Raw genomic sequence first — 18,007 nt, 5'->3', positions numbered from 1 at the left:
AGAAAAGCGCCAGTTGCGGGCCTGAAGAGGGGGTTGTAAAGGGTATCACCGGGCCACTGGGCGGCCCGGTCGCGGGCTCTTCGGCTTAGGGGAAATTGGCCTCGCTATCGTCGTCGGCGACCACGGTCACCGGGTTGTCCCCGCTCAGGACCAGGCTGATGCCGTCGTCAGGCGCCTCCGGGGAGTCATCAGCGGCCTGGCAGGTGAAGGCTGCCAGGTAGTCGCCGGGGGGCAGGTAGCCCACGGTGTAGCGCCATTGTCCGCTGGCCTGGTCCAGGCTCACGGCTGCGCTCGCCAGTGGGGCGCTGTCCGAGCCTTCCTCACCGGGTTCGAGTTCGGGGGTATTGGGGTAAACATAGACTGCAAAGCCGCCGCCGGTATTGACGTCGCCGGTACAGCCCGGCGCTGTCAGCAGGCTTGCCTCAACAGACCCGGTCAGGTTGCCGCTCTCGGCCAGGTCAATCAGCCTCAGACGGGGGTTCAGGCGGTAATCGGCGAAGCCCTGGGGGTCGTTCAGCGACTTGCGCAGGTCGAAATCGATCACGAAGTTGTGGCTGCCCCCGGCCAGAATCGTAAACGGGTTGTTGAGCTTGAGGCCGCTCTGGTTGCCGCTGGGGATAAACAGGGATTCCTGGGCGCCGTCGTCCAGCACGATAATAGAGTCCAGTTCGCCGCGGGCGGCTTCGACTTCGAGTCTGAGAGCGGTGTACTCACCGGCATCGAGGGTCACGCCGTTCAGCAGGGTGGTGGTTGCGGTGCCCTGCAGCTCGAGCAGGTCCACGCACTGGCGCACCGGTTCACCGGCGGCCGGTGGCGCCGGAGGGCTGCCGTCCAGCAGGTCCTGGCAGCTCTGGCTGTCGCCCGTCAGGGCCAGCTCGAGCGGGCCGCCGGCGGAAGGGAATACGCTGACGCCGGTAAATTGCACCAGCACCCGGGCGGCACTATCGACCGGGGCGTCGGAAACGCTGACTGTCATGGTGCCCTCATCCGGGGTGTTGTTGGCGGGGTTGCCACCACCGCCACCGCCGCCACAGGCGGCCAGGCCGAGGGCGCACAGGGCGGCCCAGATTCCGGTTCGGGTTGAGTGAAGCATGTTACCTCCGTGGTAGAGTTCTTCTGATATTCCAAATAGTTATTGCGGGATGGAGAGTTCATTCCTGTCTGGTTGACGGTCCGGCCGGGGAGTTATTCCCCGGCGATTTCGCGGGGCGGTCTCCTGGCGGGGCGTCGGGCGAGTGGGGGGAGGCGGTTACGCCCAGTGCGGGCGCGGGTTTGCGGTGTACAAGCGGCAACGGAAAACGGGGTTGACGGGGCTTGAGCCCGTCTATAGAATGCGCGCCTCCTCTTTACCGGGGGTGGTTTCCTATGCCTTGCCGTAAGCATTGTTGGTGGCGGCATGGCAGCCCCGGCTCGCATCCCTCGAAGCATTGCGGGGTAAGCGGGGAGGGCGGCGCTTCCCTGAAGCTGGCCGTGAAACTAAACGATTTAATTTTGGAGTTCAAACTGAATGGCAACGATCAACCAATTGGTTCGTAAGCCTCGGAAACGCAAAGTAGAAAAGAGCGACGTACCCGCCCTGCAGAGCTGTCCCCAGCGCCGCGGTGTATGTACTCGCGTCTACACTACGACCCCGAAGAAGCCGAACTCTGCACTGCGTAAAGTCTGTCGTGTTCGCCTGACCAACGGCTACGAGGTTTCCTCGTACATCGGTGGTGAAGGTCACAACCTGCAGGAGCACAGTGTGGTTCTGATTCGCGGTGGTCGTGTGAAGGACCTGCCCGGTGTGCGTTATCACACCGTACGTGGCAGCCTGGACACCTCCGGCGTAGCTGACCGTCGCAACGGTCGCTCCAAGTACGGTGCCAAGCGTCCCAAGTAAGCTATAAGTAAGTAGCTGGGCAAGTTCGAAAGCGAATCCCGCTGACGAAAATTAAGTAAGGCCGGACCCCTGCCTCCCCCGCCTAGTTGTGGCAGGTCGGTGTTCGGATTCACCTGAAGAGATAGAAGGGCAACAACATGCCAAGAAGACGCGTAGTCGCCAAGCGCGAAGTACTGCCGGATCCCAAATTCGGTAACGTAACGCTGGCCAAGTTCATGAACCACGTAATGATCAGTGGTAAAAAATCCGTCGCCGAGACCATCGTTTACGGCGCGCTGGACATTGTTCAGGAAAAACTGAACAAGGATCCCCTCGAAGCTTTTGACGAAGCGCTGGAAAACATCGCGCCCATGGTAGAGGTTAAGTCCCGCCGTGTGGGTGGTGCGACCTACCAGGTGCCGGTTGAAGTACGTCCCGCTCGTCGTGTGGCTCTGTCCATGCGCTGGCTGGTGGAGTACGCCCGTAACCGCGGTGAAAAATCCATGCGTCAGCGTCTGGCCGGCGAAATCATTGACGCGTCCCAGGGTAAGGGTAACGCGGTCAAGAAGCGCGAAGACGTGCACCGCATGGCCGAAGCGAACAAGGCTTTCTCTCACTACCGTTTTTAATCTCTTTTCTGGCAGTTTGCTTCTGGAGATTTAGTCGTGGCACGAAAGACTCCCATCAAGCGCTACCGTAATATCGGTATTTGCGCACACGTGGATGCGGGTAAAACCACCACCACGGAACGCGTGCTGTTCTACACCGGTCTTTCCCACAAGATCGGTGAAGTTCACGATGGCGCCGCCACTATGGACTGGATGGAGCAGGAACAGGAGCGGGGGATTACCATTACCTCCGCTGCTACTACCTGTTTCTGGCGCGGAATGGACGCCCAGTTCGACGAGCACCGCATCAACATCATCGACACCCCCGGGCACGTGGACTTCACCATCGAGGTGGAGCGTTCTCTGCGTGTGCTGGACGGTGCAGTTGTGGTGTTGTGCGGCTCCTCCGGTGTGCAACCCCAGACAGAAACGGTTTGGCGGCAGGCCAACAAATATGAAGTGCCGCGCATGGTGTTCGTCAACAAGATGGACCGTGCCGGCGCCAACTTCAAATCAGTGATCCAGCAGCTGCGTGATCGACTCGGCGCCAACGCCGTGCCGCTGCAGATGACCATTGGTTCAGAGGATGAGTTCAAGGGCGTTGTCGACCTGGTCAAGAACAAGGCCATTCTCTGGAACGAAGAAGACCAGGGCATGACCTTCAACTACGGTGAGGTTCCGGCCGACCTGGTGGACGAAGTCGCCGAGATGCGTGAGTACATGATGGAAGCCGCCGCCGAGGCGACGGAAGAGCTCATGGAAAAGTATCTGGAAGAGGGTGAGCTCTCCGAGGCGGAGATCAAGCAGGGCATTCGCGCCCGCACCCTGGCCAACGAAATCGTACCCGTGCTTGGGGGCTCCGCCTTCAAGAACAAGGGCGTGCAGGCGGTTCTGGATGCGGTGATCGAGTACATGCCCTCACCCACTGAGGTGAAGGCCATCGAAGGTCACCTGCTGGACAAGGACGAAACCATCGAAACCCGCGAGGCGGATGACGATGCGCCCTTCGCCGCGCTGGCGTTCAAGATTGCCACTGACCCCTTTGTGGGCACCCTGACCTTCTTCCGCGTGTACTCCGGCAAGCTGGAGTCCGGCACCGGCGTGTTCAACTCCGTGAAGGAGAAGAAAGAGCGTGTAGGCCGGATGGTGCAGATGCACTCCAACAGCCGCGAGGAAATCAAGGAAGTACTGGCGGGCGACATTGCTGCCGCCGTCGGCCTGAAGGACGTCACCACCGGTGACACCCTGTGCGACCCGGACAAGCCCATCGTTCTCGAGCGGATGGAGTTCCCCGAGCCGGTGATTTCAGTGGCGGTGGAGCCCAGGTCCAAGGCGGACCAGGAAAAGATGGGTATCGCCCTGGGCAAGCTGGCCCAGGAAGATCCGTCCTTCCGGGTGAAGACCGACGAGGAAACCGGCCAGACCATCATCTCCGGTATGGGCGAGCTGCACCTGGACATCATCGTCGACCGCATGCGTCGCGAGTTCAGCGTGGAGGCCAACATCGGCAAGCCGCAGGTGGCGTACCGCGAGGCGATCCGCAACACCTCCGAGATTGAAGGCAAGTTCGTGCGCCAGTCCGGTGGTCGCGGCCAGTATGGTCACGTCTGGATCAAGTTCGAGCCGGGCGAGGACGAGAACGCAGAAGGCCTGGAATTCGTCAACGAGATCGTGGGCGGTGTGGTGCCGAGGGAATACATTCCCGCGGTGCAGAAGGGTATCGAAGAGCAAATGCAGAACGGCGTCCTGGCGGGTTACCCCCTGCTGGGCCTGAAGGCGACGCTCTACGACGGCTCATTCCACGACGTGGACTCCAACGAAATGGCGTTCAAGATCGCTGCCAGCATGGCTACCAAGAAGCTGTCCACCGAGGGCGGTGCGGTGCTGCTGGAGCCGATCATGAAAGTGGAAGTGGTTACCCCGGAAGAAAACATGGGTGACGTGGTGGGTGACCTCAATCGCCGCCGCGGCATGATCTCCGGTATGGACGAGAATGTTTCCGGTAAGGTGGTTAACGCCGAGGTGCCGCTGGCAGAGATGTTCGGTTACGCAACCGACCTGCGCAGCGCAACCCAGGGGCGTGCGACCTACACCATGGAGTTCCAGAAGTACTCCGAGGCACCGAACAATATCGCCCAGGAAATTATTTCCAAGAACGCATAAACAGTTTTTTTTCAGCAAACCCATAGAGGTGAACTAAAGTGGCAAAGGAAAAGTTTGAACGTAGTAAGCCCCACGTCAACGTGGGTACCATTGGTCACGTTGACCACGGTAAAACTACCCTGACAGCGGCGCTGACCCGCGTTTGTGCTGAAGTATGGGGCGGCGAAGCCGTTGCCTTCGACGGCATCGACAACGCACCGGAAGAGAAAGAGCGTGGCATCACCATCGCGACCTCTCACGTAGAGTACGATTCTCCGAACCGTCACTACGCGCACGTTGACTGCCCCGGGCACGCCGACTACGTGAAGAACATGATCACCGGTGCGGCGCAGATGGACGGCGCTATCCTGGTATGTGGCGCGACTGACGGCCCGATGCCGCAGACCCGCGAGCACATCCTGCTGTCCCGCCAGGTAGGTGTACCCTACATCGTTGTATTCCTGAACAAGGCCGACCTGCTGGCAGAAGACTGCGGCGGTGCGGACACCGAGGAATACGAAGAGATGAAGGAACTGGTTGAAATGGAGCTGCGTGAGCTGCTGGACCAGTACGAATTCCCGGGCGACGACACCCCGATCATCTGTGGCTCTGCCCTGATGGCGCTGAACGGTGAAGACGAGAACGAGCTGGGCACCACCGCGGTTAAAACCCTGGTAGAGACTCTGGACAGCTACATTCCGGAGCCCGAGCGTGCGATCGACCAGGCGTTCCTGATGCCGGTAGAGGACGTGTTCTCTATCTCCGGTCGCGGTACTGTGGTAACCGGCCGTGTAGAGCGTGGCATCATCAAGGTGGGCGACGAGATCGAGATCGTTGGTATCAAGGACACCCAGAAGACTACCTGTACTGGCGTCGAGATGTTCCGCAAGCTGCTGGACGAAGGCCGTGCCGGTGAGAACGTGGGTATCCTGCTGCGTGGCACCAAGCGTGAAGAAGTGGAGCGTGGCCAGGTTCTGGCGATTCCGGGTTCTGTGACCCCGCACACCAAGTTCGAGGCAGAGGTATACGTACTGTCCAAGGACGAAGGTGGCCGTCACACCCCGTTCTTCAAGGGTTACCGTCCGCAGTTCTACTTCCGTACCACCGACGTAACCGGCTCCTGTGAGCTGCCGGAAGGCGTTGAGATGGTCATGCCGGGTGACAACATCCAGATGGAAGTGACCCTGATTGCTCCGATCGCCATGGAAGATGGCCTGCGCTTCGCGATCCGCGAAGGTGGCCGTACTGTTGGCGCCGGCGTTGTAGCTAAAATCATCGAATAAAGCGTCGATACAGGCATCGAGTAACACTCGAAGGGGTCAGAGTCGAGACTCTGACCCCGGTCTGAAGTAGTACCCGAAAGCCCGGCCTTGTGCCGGGCTTTTTCGTTTTTGACTTCCATCGAATTCAGCCTATATACTCCGCCGCCTGCACAGGTGCCTGTCCGATTCTCCTTCGCCGGGAAAGTCTGGGACAGGGTAAACGGGAAGTAAGGTGCGTCGCGGCAGGTTCCACTGGCCGCCACCGACAATGCCTTCGCTGCCCCCGCAACGGTCCGGAGCTTATTGCTCCCAAGCCCGAAACCGGCCTGGTGATGATCGCGTGAAGTGGTCGTTACGCGCAGCAGTATGACGATGAAGCGGCGGGCTTCTCGGGACGCTGCCAGACGTGCCTCCTTGCGGGGGCCTGGCCTCGCCTCCGGCTTTCCCTTCGGCGTCTGCCTGACACAACAGTCATGCAGTGAAGAAGCGGAGGGCTTCTCATGCAGGCAATGGCGGCTGCTATGGCAGTGCCAGGGCCCCGTGAACTTCCTCCCTCTTACGCACTGCCAAATAGCGTATGAGGATCTACCCATGTTTCAATTTTCCATTCCGTTCCAGCGGCAACCACTGCTGTGTGGGCTAGTCGCAGCGCTCGGCTGCATAGCGCCCGCTGTCGCCCAGGATGCCCGCCAGGAAGAAATGGTCGTAACGGCCACGCGTACCCCGGTACCACTGTCGGACACACTGTCATCGGTATCGGTGGTCAGTCGGGAGGACATCGCAGTCCTCCAGCCCCTGGACCTGACTGAGGTCTTCGACAAGGTGCCCGGCCTGGATATGACCCAGAGCGGCGGCCCCGGCTCGACGGCAAGCCTGTTCATTCGCGGCAACGCCAGTGATCACACCCTGTTCCTGGTGGATGGCCAGCGGATCGGTAGTGCGACTCTTGGTAGCACCAGCTTCCAGTATCTGAACCCGGACCAGATTGAGCGGATAGAGGTTGTGCGCGGTGCGCATTCCAGCCTGTACGGCTCCGACGCCATTGGTGGGGTGGTGCAGATATTTACCCGGGACGGCAACGGCACACCGGGTAGCTACGTGACGGCGTCGGGCGGTAGCCACAATGCCTACCAGGCGGCGGCCGGCACCAGCGGCCAGAGTGGTGCCTGGCGCTACGGTGCCAATGTGTCCTACCTGGAGACCGACGGCATCGACAACCTGGTGGATGACTCGGGCTTCAATGGCGATGACGATGGCTACCGCAACCAGTCTTTCAATGGCAGCCTGGGTTACCGGTTTGCCAACGATGCGGATATCGCCCTGCGCTACCTGGCCCTGGATACCCGCAACGAGTACGACAATGCCTTCGGGCCCCAGGAAAAACCGTACACCAAGGGCTGGGTGCAAAACATCAACCTGCGCGGTCGCCTGCCGGTCACCGATTTCTGGTTGAGTACCCTGTCGCTGGGAACCTCCGCCGATGACACCGATAACTTTGACGACGTGACAGGCAATAACACCGCGCACTTCCGTACCAGTCGCGACCAGTTGTTCTGGCAGAACGACTTCAGCGTCGCCAGGGACACCGTGCTGACCCTGGCCTACGATTATTACGAGGACCAGGTGCAGGCCAGCTCGCTGTATGAGCGCGAAGGTCGCCCGGTCTCCAGTCGCAGCAACAAGGCGTGGATCGGCGAACTGCAGACTGGATTCTCCGTTCTGGACCTGGTGTTCGGTGTTCGCTCGGACGACAATGAGGAGTTTGGCCGGGAGAATACCGCCAGTGTGTCTGCCGGCATCGCATTGACCGAGCACTATGAACTGATCGGCAGCTGGGCCCAGGGCTTCAAGGCGCCGACCTTTAATGACCTCTATTGGCCCGCGAGCCCCTGGACGGCGGGCAACCCGGATCTCGAACCCGAAACCTCTGACAACCGGGAGCTGGGAATCCGCGGCCAGTACAGTTCGTGGGCCTGGTCCCTGACCTGGTTCGATAACCAGGTTGAAAACCTGATTGACTGGGCGCCGGGTGCAGATTTCGTATACCGCCCGGCGAATGTGGCGGATGCGAGTATCAGTGGCGGCGAATTCATGTCCACGGCGGAGTTGGGGGAGTGGCAGGTAGAGGCCTCCTACACCTACGTAGAGGCGCGTGATGATGTGACTGATAACCTCTTGGTGAACCGGGCTCGATCCAATTTTGTCCTCAATGCGGACCGTTCCCTGGGCCGCTGGCAGCTCGGCCTGTCGTTGAAGGCCCAGGACAAACGCTACACCAATGCAGCCAATAGCGGCTCGTTACCGGGTTACGCGACCGTTGGGGTGCGGGCCCAATATGAGTTGATGAGGGGGTTGGTGGCCCGCCTGCGGGTGGATAACCTGTTCGACAAGGAGTTTCAGCTGGCCGAGGGCTACCGCCAGGATGGCCTCAACTTCCAGCTGGGTGTGGGCTACAGCTTCTGAAGCGCTCCACCATTTCGAAAGGGGGTCAGAGTCACGACTCTGACCCCGAATCCCTCTCGACCCCGACCCCGACCCCGATCCCGACCCCGACCCCTGCACGCGGTCAGCGGTAGCGCCGGTTTTGCTCGTCGATCTGGCCGTTGAGAGTCAGGAAGTCATACAGCACCCCAATTCCGAACAGGCCGACAGTCAACAGGTAGAGCAGGCCGGTAAAAATCTTGCCCATATAGAAGCGGTGAATACCGAACACGCCGAGGAAGGTGAGCAGGATCCACGCCAGGTCGTAATCGGTCTCGCCGCTTTCGTAGCGATAATCCGCTTCTCGCGCCATGCCCGGGATCAGCAGCAGGTCGATAATCCAGCCGATAAAGAACAGGCCCAGGGTGAAGAACCAGATGATGCCGGTAATCTGGCGTCCGTAGTAGAAGCGGTGGGCGCCGATAAAACCGAATATCCACAGCAGGTAGCCCATGAAGACCGAGTGGCTGGGGGGTGCATAGCGCATGGCGAGGGCTCCTCGTGTACAGGGCTTCAATAGTGGTGGGACCACTTCGGGCCGTCAAGGAACGGGTTCTCGTTATAGCGATTAGCTATATCAAGAAGGAAGGCAGGGCCCGTTCTGGTAAGGATCGGCAAGCGGCTGTTGTCGCGCAAAAATTAATCAAAAAGTGCTTGCATCCGGCTTCGGGAGTGCCATAATGCGCGCCGGCAAATGCCCATGGAAATAAGTCGGATTCCCCGAAACTATTTACCATTGCCTGGTTGACACCTCACAGGTAGGTCTATAGTATTCGCGTTCCTTTTTCGGGGGGCTCCTTTGCGGGTTCCTGGTTTTTTTATTGATTGGAGTTTGGTCAGGTGCAGAATCAACGCATTCGTATCCGTCTTAAGGCCTTTGATCATCGACTGATCGACACGTCGACTCAGGAGATTGTTGAAACTGCGCGTCGCACTGGCGCCCAGGTTCGTGGCCCGATCCCCCTTCCCACCCGGAAGGAAAAGTACACCGTGCTGATTTCCCCGCACGTTAACAAAGATGCACGTGACCAGTACGAGATTCGTACGCACAAGCGTCTGTTGGACATCGTGGAGCCCACAGAAAAGACTGTGGACGCCCTGATGAAGTTGGACCTGGCCGCAGGTGTTGAAGTACAAATCAGTCTTGGTTAACGAAATCTCGTAGCAAGACCTGCCCGGTCGCCACAATGCGACCGGGTGTGTAACGCCCAGCAGTTCTAAGCAAGGCGGGGCGGCCATAGAGGGTAAGCCCCGTACACTGAGAGGTTAGCAACAATGACTATTGGCTTAGTCGGCCGTAAATCCGGTATGACTCGTGTTTTTACCGAAGACGGCGCATCCATTCCAGTAACCGTAGTGGAGATTGCTCCAAACCGCGTTACTCAGATCAAAGAGCTCGAGAGCGATGGCTACCGGGCAATTCAGGTCACTGCGGGCAGCCGCAAGGCCTCTAAAGTGAGTAAATCCGAAGCGGGACACTTCGCCAAGGCGGGTGTTGAGGCTGGTAACGGTTTGTGGGAATTCCGTCTGGAAGGTTCTGAGGAGTCTTTCGAGGTGGGTTCCGAGCTGACTGTTGAGCGTTTCGAAGCGGGCCAGAAAGTTGATGTGGCCGGCAAATCCAAGGGTAAAGGCTTCCAGGGCGCTATCAAGCGCTGGAACTTCCGCACCCAGGATGCCACCCACGGTAACTCTCTGTCGCACCGCGCTCCGGGTTCTATCGGTCAGTGTCAGACTCCCGGTCGCGTATTCAAGGGCAAGAAGATGGCCGGCCACATGGGCGCCGAGCAGGTGACCGTTCAGGGCCTGGAAGTTGTCCGTGTAGACGCCGAGCGCAATCTGCTGCTCATCAAGGGTGCCGTCCCCGGCGCACCGGGCGGTGACGTGATCGTACGTCCCGCGGTCAAGGCTTAAGTTAGGGGGTTTCTGACGTGGAACTGAATGTAGTAAAGCCGGGCAATGCAGAAGCGGGCAAGGTCTCCGTTTCCGATGTTGCTTTTGCTCGTGAATACAACGAGGACCTGGTTCACCAGGTGGTGACTGCGTATCTCGCAGGCGCCCGCCAGGGTACCCGTGCACAGAAAACGCGCTCCGATGTGAGCGGTGGTGGCAAGAAGCCCTGGCGCCAGAAAGGCACCGGTCGCGCTCGTGCCGGTACCATCCGCTCCCCGATCTGGCGCTCCGGTGGTGTGACCTTCGCGGCCCGTCCGCAGGATCACTCCCAGAAAGTGAACCGCAAGATGTACCGCGCCGCTCTGCGCTCCATCATGTCCGAGCTGGCTCGCCAGGATCGCCTGGTAGTGGTTGAGAGCGTTGAAGTCGAAGCACCGAAAACCAAGCTGCTGGCCAAGCAACTGGGCGACTACGGTATCGACAACGTGCTGATCGTCACTGCAGAGGTGGATGGGAACCTGTACCTGGCCGCACGCAACCTGCACAAGGTTGATGTTCGCGACGTGGACGGTGTGGATCCGGTCAGCCTGATCGCCTACGACAAGGTGATGGTGACTGTGGACGCAGTGAAGAAATTTGAGGAGATGCTGGGATGAACCAGGAAAGAGTATTCCAGGTACTGGTAGGCCCGCACGTTTCCGAGAAGGCCGCCATCGTTGCAGACGCCAACAACCAGTACGTGTTCAAGGTAGCTGTCGACGCTACCAAGCTGGAAGTGAAGAAGTCTGTTGAGCAGCTTTTCAAGGTAAAAGTGGACAGCGTTCAGACCCTGAAGGTCAAAGGCAAAGTGAAGCGTAACCGTTTTGGTTACAGCACCAAGCCGACCTGGAAGAAGGCGTACGTTCGTCTGGAGCAAGGTCAGGAAATTGACTTTGCTTCTGCAGAGTAAGGCGAATAAGGAGTAGGTTGAAAATGGCAATTCTGAAGAGCAAGCCCACTTCCCCGGGTCGCCGCCACGTCGTTCGCGTGGTCAACCAGGAGCTGCACAAAGGTGCGCCTTACGCGCCCCTCCTGGAGAAGCAGTCAAGGAATGGTGGTCGTAACAACAACGGCCGTATCACTACCCGTCACGTTGGTGGTGGTCACAAGCAGCACTACCGCGTTATCGATTTCAAGCGCACCAAGGACGGCATTCCGGCCAAGGTTGAGCGTCTGGAATACGATCCGAACCGCACCGCGCACATCGCGCTGCTGCTGTTCGCCGACGGTGAGCGTCGTTACATCGTTGCGCCCAAGGGCGTTGCAGCGGGTGACGTACTGCAGTCTGGCTCCGCAGCGCCGATCAAGACCGGTAACTGCCTGCCGCTGCGCAACATCCCTGTGGGCTCTGTTGTACACGCCGTAGAAATGAAGCCCGGCAAGGGAGCCCAGCTGGCGCGTTCCGCTGGTGCCTCTGTACAGCTGGTGGCTCGCGAAGGTCGCTACGCAACCCTGCGTCTGCGCTCCGGCGAGATGCGCAAGGTGCTGTCTGACTGTCGCGCGACGCTGGGCGAGGTTTCCAACTCCGAGCACAGCCTGCGCAAACTGGGTAAAGCGGGTGCAGCGCGCTGGCGCGGTGTACGTCCGACCGTTCGCGGTGTTGCGATGAACCCGGTTGATCACCCCCATGGTGGTGGTGAAGGTCGTACTTCCGGTGGCCGTCATCCGGTCAGCCCCTGGGGTACCCCGACCAAGGGTTACAAGACCCGCAAGAACAAGCGTACCGACGACCTCATTGTGCGTCGTCGCGGTAAGAAATAACGGTTGCCGTTAAACCAGATTTTAGAGGAAACAGATTGTGCCGCGTTCATTGAAGAAAGGTCCTTTTATCGACCTGCACTTGTTGAAGAAGGTCGAGGCTGCGCTTGAAGCCAACGACCGTCGTCCGATCAAAACCTGGTCGCGCCGTTCCATGGTTTCTCCGGATATGGTCGGTCTGACGATTGCCGTACACAACGGTCGTCAGCACGTACCGGTACTGATCAACGAAGATATGGTTGGTCACAAGCTGGGTGAATTTGCGGTAACCCGCACGTTCAAGGGCCATATCGTGGACAAGAAGGCCAAGCGCTAAGCGCGGGCCGGATAAGCGAGGTTTAGGAAGATGGAAGTTGCAGCAAGACTGAAAGGCGCGCGCATCTCGGCGCAGAAAGCCCGCCTGGTCGCAGACCAGGTGCGCGGCATGCCCGTTGAGCAAGCGCTTGCACTGCTGGAATTCAGCCCCAAGAAGGCTGCTCACATTGTCAAGAAGGTGCTGGATTCTGCCATTGCCAATGCTGAGAACAACGAAGGTGCCGATGTGGACGAGCTGAAAGTGTCCAGCATCTTTGTAGACGAAGGTATGACCATGAAGCGTCTGCGTCCGCGTGCCAAAGGCCGTGCGGATCGCATCCTGAAGCGCAGCTGTCATATCACAGTGAAAGTAGCAGACGGCGAAGGCTAAGGTTAGGAGAAGACCATGGGTCAGAAAGTAAATCCGGTCGGCATCCGGTTGGGCATCGTAAAAGATCACAACTCGATCTGGTACGCGGACAGCAAGAACTACTCCAAGAACCTGATCAGTGACCTGGAAGTTCGCGCTTTCATTGAGAAAGAGCTGGAAAACGCTTCTGTCAGCCGCGTCGTTATCGAGCGTCCGGCGCAGACTGCGCGTATCACCATCCACACCGCTCGCCCCGGTATCGTTATCGGCAAGAAAGGTGAGGACGTGGACAAGCTGCGTCGCACCCTGAGCGAGAAGATGGGTGTTCCGGTTCACATCAACATCGAGGAAATCCGCAAGCCGGACCTGGATGCCAAGCTGGTTGCACAGAACGTTGCCCAGCAGCTGGAGCGTCGTGTGATGTTCCGTCGCGCCATGAAGCGTGTGGTACAGAACGCCATGCGCCAGGGTGCCGAAGGTATCAAGGTGCAGGTTGGCGGCCGTCTGGGCGGTGCTGAAATTGCCCGTACCGAGTGGTACCGCGAAGGTCGTGTTCCGCTGCACACGCTGCGCGCCGACATCGACTACGCAACTTATGAGGCGTCCACCACCTACGGCATCATCGGTGTGAAGGTGTGGATTTTCAAAGGCGAGGTGATCGGCACTGAAGATGCAGCCGAAGGCGCCAAGAAGTCAGCAACTAATTAAGGGTTACGCAGATGCTTCAACCTAAGCGTACTAAATTCCGCAAAATGATGAAGGGTCGCAACCGCGGCCTGGCTCAACGCGGTAGCAAAGTAAGTTTCGGCGAATACGGCCTGAAAGCGACTGGTCGCGGCCGTATCACTGCGCGCCAGATCGAAGCGGCACGTCGTGCCATGACCCGTCACATCAAGCGTGGCGGTAAAATCTGGATCCGCGTATTCCCGGACAAGCCCATTACCGGCAAGCCCCTGGAAGTTCGTCAGGGTAAAGGTAAGGGTAACGTAGAGTACTGGGTGGCCCAGATCCAGCCCGGCAAGGTTCTGTACGAAGTACAGGGCGTTTCCGAAGAGCTGGCGCGTGAGGCATTCACCCTGGCCGCAGCCAAGATTCCTGTGGCTACCACATTTGTTAAACGGTCGGTGATGTGATGAAAGCAAGCGAATTGCGTGAAAAGTCCGCTGAGGACCTGAACAAGCAGCTGCTCACCCTGCGTGAAGAGCAGTTCAAGCTGCGCATGCAGAAGTCCACTGGTCAACTGGCGCAGACTCACCTGCTCCAGCAGAACCAGCGCGACATTGCACGCGTCAAGACTGTACTGAAACAGAAGGCAGGTAATTAATCATGTCAGGTGCAGAGAAGCGTATCCGTACGGCGACCGGCAAGGTTGTCAGCAACAAGATGGACAAGACGATCACCGTACTGATCGAGCGTCGGGTAAAGCACCCGGTATACGGCAAGTACATCACTCGCTCGTCCAAGATCCACGCTCATGACGAAAACAATGAGTGCGGCATCGGCGATACCGTAAAGGTGGTTGAGTCCCGTCCGCTTTCCAAGTCCAAGACCTGGAAGCTGCAGGAAGTTGTTGAGAGCGCCACTCAGGTCGGTTGAGTAGAGGATATTGCGGCGTGAGCCGCAGTTTGGAGTTAGAAAATGATTCAAACACAGTCGTATTTGGAAGTAGCCGACAACAGCGGTGCACGCCGTGTGATGTGTATCAAGGTGCTCGGCGGCTCCAAGCGTCGCTACGCGCGTGTTGGTGACCTGATCAAGGTAACCGTGAAGGAAGCAATTCCCCGCGGTAAGGTGAAAAAAGGTCAGGTAATGACCGCCGTGGTTGTGCGCACCAAGAAAGGTGTTCGTCGTGCAGACGGTTCGCTCATCAAGTTCGATGACAACGCCGCTGTTCTGCTGAACAACCAGGAAGCGCCCATCGGTACCCGTATTTTTGGCCCGGTTACCCGTGAACTGCGTGGCGAGAAGTTCATGAAGATTATTTCTCTGGCCCCGGAAGTTATCTGACCAGGCCGAGGAGAGGAAGCAGAGATGTTGAAGATCAAGCGCGATGACGAAGTGGTTATCCTGGCCGGCAAGGACAAGGGTAAGCGCGGCAAGGTTCGCAAGGTGCTCGCTGACAATAAAGTAATTGTTGCCGGCATCAACATGGTGAAGAAGCACACCCGTCCCAACCCGCAAATGGGTGTGGCCGGTGGCATTGTGGAAAAGGAAGCCCCGATCCAGGTTTCCAACGTGGCGATTTTCAACCCCGCCACCAGCAAAGCCGACCGTGTGGGCTTCAAGGTAGACGGAGATACCAAGGTACGTATCTTCAAGTCCAACGGCGAAGCGATCGACTGATCCCGCTGCGGGCTGGATAACCGAGTTTACAGGTAGAAGACATGGCAACGTTGAAAGACAAGTACAAGAGCGAGATCGCTCCCCAGCTGAAAGAAGAGCTGGGTCTGGACAATGTGATGGAAGTTCCTCGCATCACCAAGATCACCCTGAACATGGGTGTTGGTGAGGCCGTTGGCGACAAGAAAGTGCTGGAAAATGCCGTCGCCGACATGGAGAAAATCGCTGGTCAGAAAGTGGTTATCACCAAGGCCCGCAAATCCATCGCCGGTTTCAAGATCCGCGACGGCTGGCCGATCGGCTGCAAGGTGACTCTGCGTTCAGATCGTATGTATGAGTTCCTGGAGCGTCTGATCTCCATCGCGATCCCCCGTGTTCGTGACTTCCGCGGCATCAGCCCGAAGTCTTTCGACGGCCGCGGCAACTTCGCCATGGGTGTCAGCGAGCAGATCATTTTCCCGGAAATCAACTACGACGAGGTGGATGCCCTGCGCGGTATGGATATCACTATCACCACCACCGCTCGTACGGATGATGAAGGTCGCGCCCTGCTGCGCGCGTTCAACTTCCCCCTGAAAGGTTAAGAGGCTTTATACATGGCTAAAAAATCTATGATTGCGCGTGAGAACAAGCGTGCACGACTGGTAGCTAAGTACGCCGAGAAGCGTGCCGCTCTGAAAGCGATTCTGAGCGACGTCAACGCCTCTGACGATGACAAGTGGGACGCCCAGATCGCCCTGCAGAAGCTGCCTCGTGATGCCAGCCCGGTTCGCCGTCAGCGTCGCTGCCAGGTCACCGGTCGCCCTCACGCGGTATATCGTAAATTTGGCCTGTGCCGTAACAAGCTGCGCGAAGCTGCAATGCGCGGTGATGTACCTGGTCTGGTTAAGTCCAGCTGGTAACGGAGAGAATTCAAGATGAGTATGCAAGATCCGCTGTCAGATATGCTGACCCGCATTCGCAACGCGCAGATGGCCGGCAAGACCCGGGTGGAAATGCCCGGTTCAAAGCTGAAGGCTGCGGTAGCGAACGTACTGAAGGAAGAGGGCTACATTGCTGACTTCAACGCTTCCAGCGAAGGCAAGCCTCGCCTGGAAATCGAGCTGAAGTACTTCAACGGCAAGCCCGTTATTGCAGAGATCGACCGCATCAGCCGTCCCGGCCTGCGCAGCTACAAAGGCAAGGATGATCTGCCTTCTGTACGCGGTGGCCTGGGTGTCGCCATTGTCTCCACCTCTCGTGGTGTGATGACAGATCGCGCAGCTCGCGCTGCCGGCGTCGGTGGTGAAGTGCTCTGCACCGTTTTCTAAGATTTACTGAATTGAAGAGCATTCAACATGTCTAGAGTCGCAAACAATCCGGTAGAACTGCCCAGCGGGGTTGAGGTCAAGGTAAACGGCCGCGACCTGACCGTGAAGGGCGGGAAAGGCGCCCTGGAGTTCACCCTGAAAGACGGCGTGAACATCAGCCAGGACGACAACGTACTGTCCGTTGCCTACGACAGCGACAAGTTCAAGGCACTGGCGGGTACCACTCGCGCACTGCTGAGCAACATGGTCAAGGGTGTCAGCGAGGGCTGGGAAAAGAAACTGGTTCTCAACGGCGTTGGTTACCGTGCCAAGGCTGACGCCAAGAGCGTCAACCTGACCGTGGGCCTGTCCCACCCGGTAGACTACCAGCTGCCCGAAGGTGTCAGCGCGGAAACCCCGACCCAGACCGAGATCGTGGTCAAGGGTATCGACAAGCAGGCAGTCGGCCAGGCAGCCGCGGAAATCCGCGCCTACCGTCCGCCGGAGCCTTACAAGGGTAAGGGCATTCGCTACGCGGACGAGCACGTCCGTCGTAAAGAAGCCAAGAAGAAGTAAGTAGGTACTAAGAGATGAGTGCAAAGAATGATTCCCGGCTGCGCCGCGCCCGTCGCGCCCGCGCCCGCATGCGCACCCAGGGTGTAAACCGCCTGACCGTGCACCGTACTCCGCGCCACATTTACGCCCAGGTGTTCGCACCGGCTGGTGACAAGGTACTGGCCAGCGCTTCTACCCTGGACAGCAGCCTGCGCACTGGCGCCACCGGCAACATCGATGCCGCTGCCGCTGTGGGCAAGCTGGTCGCTGAGCGCGCCAAGGCCGCTGGCGTTGAGAAAGTCGCCTTCGATCGTAGCGGCTACAAGTACCACGGACGCATCAAGGCCCTGGCCGACGCAGCCCGTGAAAGTGGACTGGAATTCTAGGGTATCGACATGGCGTTTAACGAGAAAAAGCAACAGCAACAGGAAGGTGACCTCCAGGAGAAGCTGGTTCAGGTCAACCGCGTAGCCAAGGTTGTTAAAGGCGGTCGTATCTTCGGTTTCACCGCCCTGACCGTGGTTGGCGATGGCAATGGCCGCGTTGGCTTCGGCCGCGGCAAGGCTCGCGAAGTACCTGTTGCGATCCAGAAAGCAATGGAAGCCGCCCGTCGCAACATGATCAGTGTTGAGCTGAACAACGGCACCATCCAGTACCCGGTAAAGGCCGCCCACGGCGCCTCCAAGGTGTACATGCAGCCTGCATCAGAAGGTACCGGTGTTATCGCCGGTGGCGCGATGCGCGCAGTACTGGAAATTGCCGGCGTACACAACGTACTGGCCAAGTGCTACGGCTCCACCAACCCGGTAAACGTGGTACGCGCGACCTTTAACGGCCTGCGCGACATGGCCGCTCCGGACGACGTGGCAGCCAAGCGCGGCAAGACTGTCGAAGAAATTCTGAACTAATTATTGGGTTGGCTTGTCATGGCTAAAGCAACTATCAAGGTCACGCAGATCAAGAGCGTTCACGGTCGCCTGAAGAACCACCAGGCCTGTGTCGCTGGTCTTGGCCTGCGCCGTATCGGCCACACCGTGGAAGTGGAAGACACTCCCTCTGTGCGTGGCATGATCAACAAAGTGAACTACCTGGTACGGGTTGAGGACTAAATCATGTCTGAT

General features: G+C 58.6%; 27 protein-coding genes and 1 riboswitch. Of the genes, 25 read left to right on the top strand and 2 right to left on the bottom strand.

Annotated elements, in window-relative coordinates; translation table 11 throughout:
• Positions 1-85: 85 nt before the first annotated feature.
• The gene (locus tag FV139_RS03950; RefSeq protein WP_148066906.1) at positions 86-1,093 is read right to left on the bottom strand and encodes a DUF4382 domain-containing protein; all 1,008 of its coding nucleotides are present in this window, start codon (positions 1,091-1,093) and stop codon (positions 86-88) included.
• A 414-nt stretch (positions 1,094-1,507) separates the two neighbouring features.
• Here FV139_RS03950 and rpsL point away from each other — a divergent pair, with 414 nt between their 5' ends.
• The 5 genes from rpsL (at position 1,508) to FV139_RS03925 (ending at position 8,333) form a co-directional block, all read left to right on the top strand.
• Positions 1,508-1,879, top strand: a complete 372-nt coding sequence (gene rpsL / locus FV139_RS03945) for a 30S ribosomal protein S12 (RefSeq protein ID WP_007230799.1) — start codon at positions 1,508-1,510, stop codon at positions 1,877-1,879.
• 137 nt (positions 1,880-2,016) lie between these two features.
• Complete coding sequence (gene rpsG / locus FV139_RS03940) at positions 2,017-2,487, top strand: 30S ribosomal protein S7 (protein WP_133213772.1); 471 nt, start codon at positions 2,017-2,019, stop codon at positions 2,485-2,487.
• 36 nt (positions 2,488-2,523) lie between these two features.
• On the top strand, positions 2,524-4,629 hold the full coding sequence (gene fusA, locus FV139_RS03935; protein WP_148066905.1) for an elongation factor G: 2,106 nt from the start codon (positions 2,524-2,526) through the stop codon (positions 4,627-4,629).
• Positions 4,630-4,667: 38 nt separating this feature from the next.
• Positions 4,668-5,891: an elongation factor Tu gene (gene tuf, locus FV139_RS03930; RefSeq protein WP_148066904.1), complete on the top strand. Its 1,224-nt coding sequence runs from the start codon at positions 4,668-4,670 to the stop codon at positions 5,889-5,891.
• A 134-nt stretch (positions 5,892-6,025) separates the two neighbouring features.
• Positions 6,026-6,215: riboswitch (cobalamin riboswitch) on the top strand.
• A 246-nt stretch (positions 6,216-6,461) separates the two neighbouring features.
• Positions 6,462-8,333, top strand: a complete 1,872-nt coding sequence (locus FV139_RS03925; RefSeq protein WP_187276384.1) for a TonB-dependent receptor domain-containing protein — start codon at positions 6,462-6,464, stop codon at positions 8,331-8,333.
• 103 nt (positions 8,334-8,436) lie between these two features.
• On the opposite strand, the gene FV139_RS03920 is transcribed toward FV139_RS03925, so the two are convergent.
• Positions 8,437-8,838, bottom strand: a complete 402-nt coding sequence (locus FV139_RS03920; RefSeq protein WP_328592270.1) for a TM2 domain-containing protein — start codon at positions 8,836-8,838, stop codon at positions 8,437-8,439.
• A gap of 353 nt (positions 8,839-9,191) precedes the next feature.
• Here FV139_RS03920 and rpsJ point away from each other — a divergent pair, with 353 nt between their 5' ends.
• From rpsJ to rpmD, 20 genes are all read left to right on the top strand, one after another.
• On the top strand, positions 9,192-9,503 hold the full coding sequence (gene rpsJ / locus FV139_RS03915) for a 30S ribosomal protein S10 (RefSeq protein ID WP_116366776.1): 312 nt from the start codon (positions 9,192-9,194) through the stop codon (positions 9,501-9,503).
• 123 nt (positions 9,504-9,626) lie between these two features.
• Positions 9,627-10,262, top strand: coding sequence for a 50S ribosomal protein L3 (rplC, locus tag FV139_RS03910; RefSeq protein WP_148066902.1), 636 nt, complete (start codon positions 9,627-9,629; stop codon positions 10,260-10,262).
• A 17-nt stretch (positions 10,263-10,279) separates the two neighbouring features.
• Entirely contained in the window at positions 10,280-10,897 is a 618-nt protein-coding gene (gene rplD, locus FV139_RS03905; RefSeq protein WP_148066901.1) for a 50S ribosomal protein L4, read from the top strand.
• A complete protein-coding gene (gene rplW / locus FV139_RS03900; RefSeq protein WP_148066900.1) occupies positions 10,894-11,190 on the top strand; it encodes a 50S ribosomal protein L23 in 297 nt (98 codons plus the stop codon). The genes rplD and rplW overlap by 4 nt, the downstream gene beginning before the upstream one ends.
• Positions 11,191-11,213: 23 nt before the next feature.
• The gene (gene rplB, locus FV139_RS03895; protein WP_148066899.1) at positions 11,214-12,041 is read left to right on the top strand and encodes a 50S ribosomal protein L2; all 828 of its coding nucleotides are present in this window, start codon (positions 11,214-11,216) and stop codon (positions 12,039-12,041) included.
• Between the two features lie 37 nt (positions 12,042-12,078).
• Positions 12,079-12,354, top strand: a complete 276-nt coding sequence (gene rpsS / locus FV139_RS03890) for a 30S ribosomal protein S19 (protein ID WP_148066898.1) — start codon at positions 12,079-12,081, stop codon at positions 12,352-12,354.
• Positions 12,355-12,384: 30 nt separating this feature from the next.
• On the top strand, positions 12,385-12,723 hold the full coding sequence (gene rplV / locus FV139_RS03885) for a 50S ribosomal protein L22 (RefSeq protein ID WP_148066897.1): 339 nt from the start codon (positions 12,385-12,387) through the stop codon (positions 12,721-12,723).
• Between the two features lie 15 nt (positions 12,724-12,738).
• Positions 12,739-13,410 (top strand): 30S ribosomal protein S3, encoded by a 672-nt coding sequence (rpsC, locus tag FV139_RS03880; protein ID WP_148066896.1) that lies wholly within the window; start codon positions 12,739-12,741, stop codon positions 13,408-13,410.
• Between the two features lie 11 nt (positions 13,411-13,421).
• Complete coding sequence (gene rplP, locus FV139_RS03875; protein WP_148066895.1) at positions 13,422-13,835, top strand: 50S ribosomal protein L16; 414 nt, start codon at positions 13,422-13,424, stop codon at positions 13,833-13,835.
• The gene (gene rpmC / locus FV139_RS03870) at positions 13,835-14,026 is read left to right on the top strand and encodes a 50S ribosomal protein L29 (protein ID WP_116366760.1); all 192 of its coding nucleotides are present in this window, start codon (positions 13,835-13,837) and stop codon (positions 14,024-14,026) included. The genes rplP and rpmC overlap by 1 nt, the downstream gene beginning before the upstream one ends.
• Positions 14,027-14,028: 2 nt before the next feature.
• Entirely contained in the window at positions 14,029-14,298 is a 270-nt protein-coding gene (gene rpsQ, locus FV139_RS03865; protein ID WP_148066894.1) for a 30S ribosomal protein S17, read from the top strand.
• A gap of 42 nt (positions 14,299-14,340) precedes the next feature.
• Complete coding sequence (gene rplN / locus FV139_RS03860) at positions 14,341-14,709, top strand: 50S ribosomal protein L14 (RefSeq protein ID WP_116366756.1); 369 nt, start codon at positions 14,341-14,343, stop codon at positions 14,707-14,709.
• A gap of 24 nt (positions 14,710-14,733) precedes the next feature.
• Complete coding sequence (gene rplX, locus FV139_RS03855; RefSeq protein ID WP_116366754.1) at positions 14,734-15,045, top strand: 50S ribosomal protein L24; 312 nt, start codon at positions 14,734-14,736, stop codon at positions 15,043-15,045.
• Between the two features lie 41 nt (positions 15,046-15,086).
• Positions 15,087-15,626 carry a 50S ribosomal protein L5 gene (rplE, locus tag FV139_RS03850; protein ID WP_148066893.1) on the top strand — a complete coding sequence of 180 codons (540 nt, stop codon included), beginning with the start codon at positions 15,087-15,089 and terminating at the stop codon, positions 15,624-15,626.
• A gap of 12 nt (positions 15,627-15,638) precedes the next feature.
• Positions 15,639-15,944, top strand: a complete 306-nt coding sequence (rpsN, locus tag FV139_RS03845) for a 30S ribosomal protein S14 (protein ID WP_148066892.1) — start codon at positions 15,639-15,641, stop codon at positions 15,942-15,944.
• A gap of 15 nt (positions 15,945-15,959) precedes the next feature.
• Positions 15,960-16,352: a 30S ribosomal protein S8 gene (gene rpsH, locus FV139_RS03840; RefSeq protein ID WP_148066891.1), complete on the top strand. Its 393-nt coding sequence runs from the start codon at positions 15,960-15,962 to the stop codon at positions 16,350-16,352.
• Between the two features lie 27 nt (positions 16,353-16,379).
• Positions 16,380-16,907 carry a 50S ribosomal protein L6 gene (gene rplF, locus FV139_RS03835; RefSeq protein ID WP_148066890.1) on the top strand — a complete coding sequence of 176 codons (528 nt, stop codon included), beginning with the start codon at positions 16,380-16,382 and terminating at the stop codon, positions 16,905-16,907.
• A 14-nt stretch (positions 16,908-16,921) separates the two neighbouring features.
• Positions 16,922-17,272: a 50S ribosomal protein L18 gene (gene rplR, locus FV139_RS03830; protein ID WP_148066889.1), complete on the top strand. Its 351-nt coding sequence runs from the start codon at positions 16,922-16,924 to the stop codon at positions 17,270-17,272.
• Positions 17,273-17,281: 9 nt separating this feature from the next.
• Positions 17,282-17,794 carry a 30S ribosomal protein S5 gene (rpsE, locus tag FV139_RS03825; protein ID WP_148066888.1) on the top strand — a complete coding sequence of 171 codons (513 nt, stop codon included), beginning with the start codon at positions 17,282-17,284 and terminating at the stop codon, positions 17,792-17,794.
• Between the two features lie 18 nt (positions 17,795-17,812).
• Positions 17,813-17,995 carry a 50S ribosomal protein L30 gene (gene rpmD / locus FV139_RS03820; protein ID WP_148066887.1) on the top strand — a complete coding sequence of 61 codons (183 nt, stop codon included), beginning with the start codon at positions 17,813-17,815 and terminating at the stop codon, positions 17,993-17,995.
• Positions 17,996-18,007: the final 12 nt, after the last annotated feature.

The sequence above is a fragment of the Parahaliea maris genome (assembly GCF_008064665.1).
Lineage (GTDB): Bacteria > Pseudomonadota > Gammaproteobacteria > Pseudomonadales > Halieaceae > Parahaliea > Parahaliea maris.
This window is presented reverse-complemented; position numbering and strand designations above follow the sequence as displayed.

Coding starts and splice junctions, on each gene's coding strand:
- rpsG (WP_133213772.1), top strand. CDS start 2,017: ATGCCAAGAAGACGCGTAGTCGCCAAGCGCGAAGTACTGCCGGATCCC.
- rplX (WP_116366754.1), top strand. CDS start 14,734: ATGTTGAAGATCAAGCGCGATGACGAAGTGGTTATCCTGGCCGGCAAG.
- rplF (WP_148066890.1), top strand. CDS start 16,380: ATGTCTAGAGTCGCAAACAATCCGGTAGAACTGCCCAGCGGGGTTGAG.
- FV139_RS03925 (WP_187276384.1), top strand. CDS start 6,462: ATGTTTCAATTTTCCATTCCGTTCCAGCGGCAACCACTGCTGTGTGGG.
- rpmC (WP_116366760.1), top strand. CDS start 13,835: ATGAAAGCAAGCGAATTGCGTGAAAAGTCCGCTGAGGACCTGAACAAG.
- rplR (WP_148066889.1), top strand. CDS start 16,922: ATGAGTGCAAAGAATGATTCCCGGCTGCGCCGCGCCCGTCGCGCCCGC.
- rpmD (WP_148066887.1), top strand. CDS start 17,813: ATGGCTAAAGCAACTATCAAGGTCACGCAGATCAAGAGCGTTCACGGT.
- rplP (WP_148066895.1), top strand. CDS start 13,422: ATGCTTCAACCTAAGCGTACTAAATTCCGCAAAATGATGAAGGGTCGC.
- rpsN (WP_148066892.1), top strand. CDS start 15,639: ATGGCTAAAAAATCTATGATTGCGCGTGAGAACAAGCGTGCACGACTG.
- rplV (WP_148066897.1), top strand. CDS start 12,385: ATGGAAGTTGCAGCAAGACTGAAAGGCGCGCGCATCTCGGCGCAGAAA.
- rplN (WP_116366756.1), top strand. CDS start 14,341: ATGATTCAAACACAGTCGTATTTGGAAGTAGCCGACAACAGCGGTGCA.
- FV139_RS03950 (WP_148066906.1), bottom strand. CDS start 1,093: ATGCTTCACTCAACCCGAACCGGAATCTGGGCCGCCCTGTGCGCCCTC.
- rpsC (WP_148066896.1), top strand. CDS start 12,739: ATGGGTCAGAAAGTAAATCCGGTCGGCATCCGGTTGGGCATCGTAAAA.
- rplW (WP_148066900.1), top strand. CDS start 10,894: ATGAACCAGGAAAGAGTATTCCAGGTACTGGTAGGCCCGCACGTTTCC.
- rplE (WP_148066893.1), top strand. CDS start 15,087: ATGGCAACGTTGAAAGACAAGTACAAGAGCGAGATCGCTCCCCAGCTG.
- rpsE (WP_148066888.1), top strand. CDS start 17,282: ATGGCGTTTAACGAGAAAAAGCAACAGCAACAGGAAGGTGACCTCCAG.
- rplC (WP_148066902.1), top strand. CDS start 9,627: ATGACTATTGGCTTAGTCGGCCGTAAATCCGGTATGACTCGTGTTTTT.
- FV139_RS03920 (WP_328592270.1), bottom strand. CDS start 8,838: ATGCGCTATGCACCCCCCAGCCACTCGGTCTTCATGGGCTACCTGCTG.
- rpsH (WP_148066891.1), top strand. CDS start 15,960: ATGAGTATGCAAGATCCGCTGTCAGATATGCTGACCCGCATTCGCAAC.
- rpsQ (WP_148066894.1), top strand. CDS start 14,029: ATGTCAGGTGCAGAGAAGCGTATCCGTACGGCGACCGGCAAGGTTGTC.
- rpsL (WP_007230799.1), top strand. CDS start 1,508: ATGGCAACGATCAACCAATTGGTTCGTAAGCCTCGGAAACGCAAAGTA.
- rplB (WP_148066899.1), top strand. CDS start 11,214: ATGGCAATTCTGAAGAGCAAGCCCACTTCCCCGGGTCGCCGCCACGTC.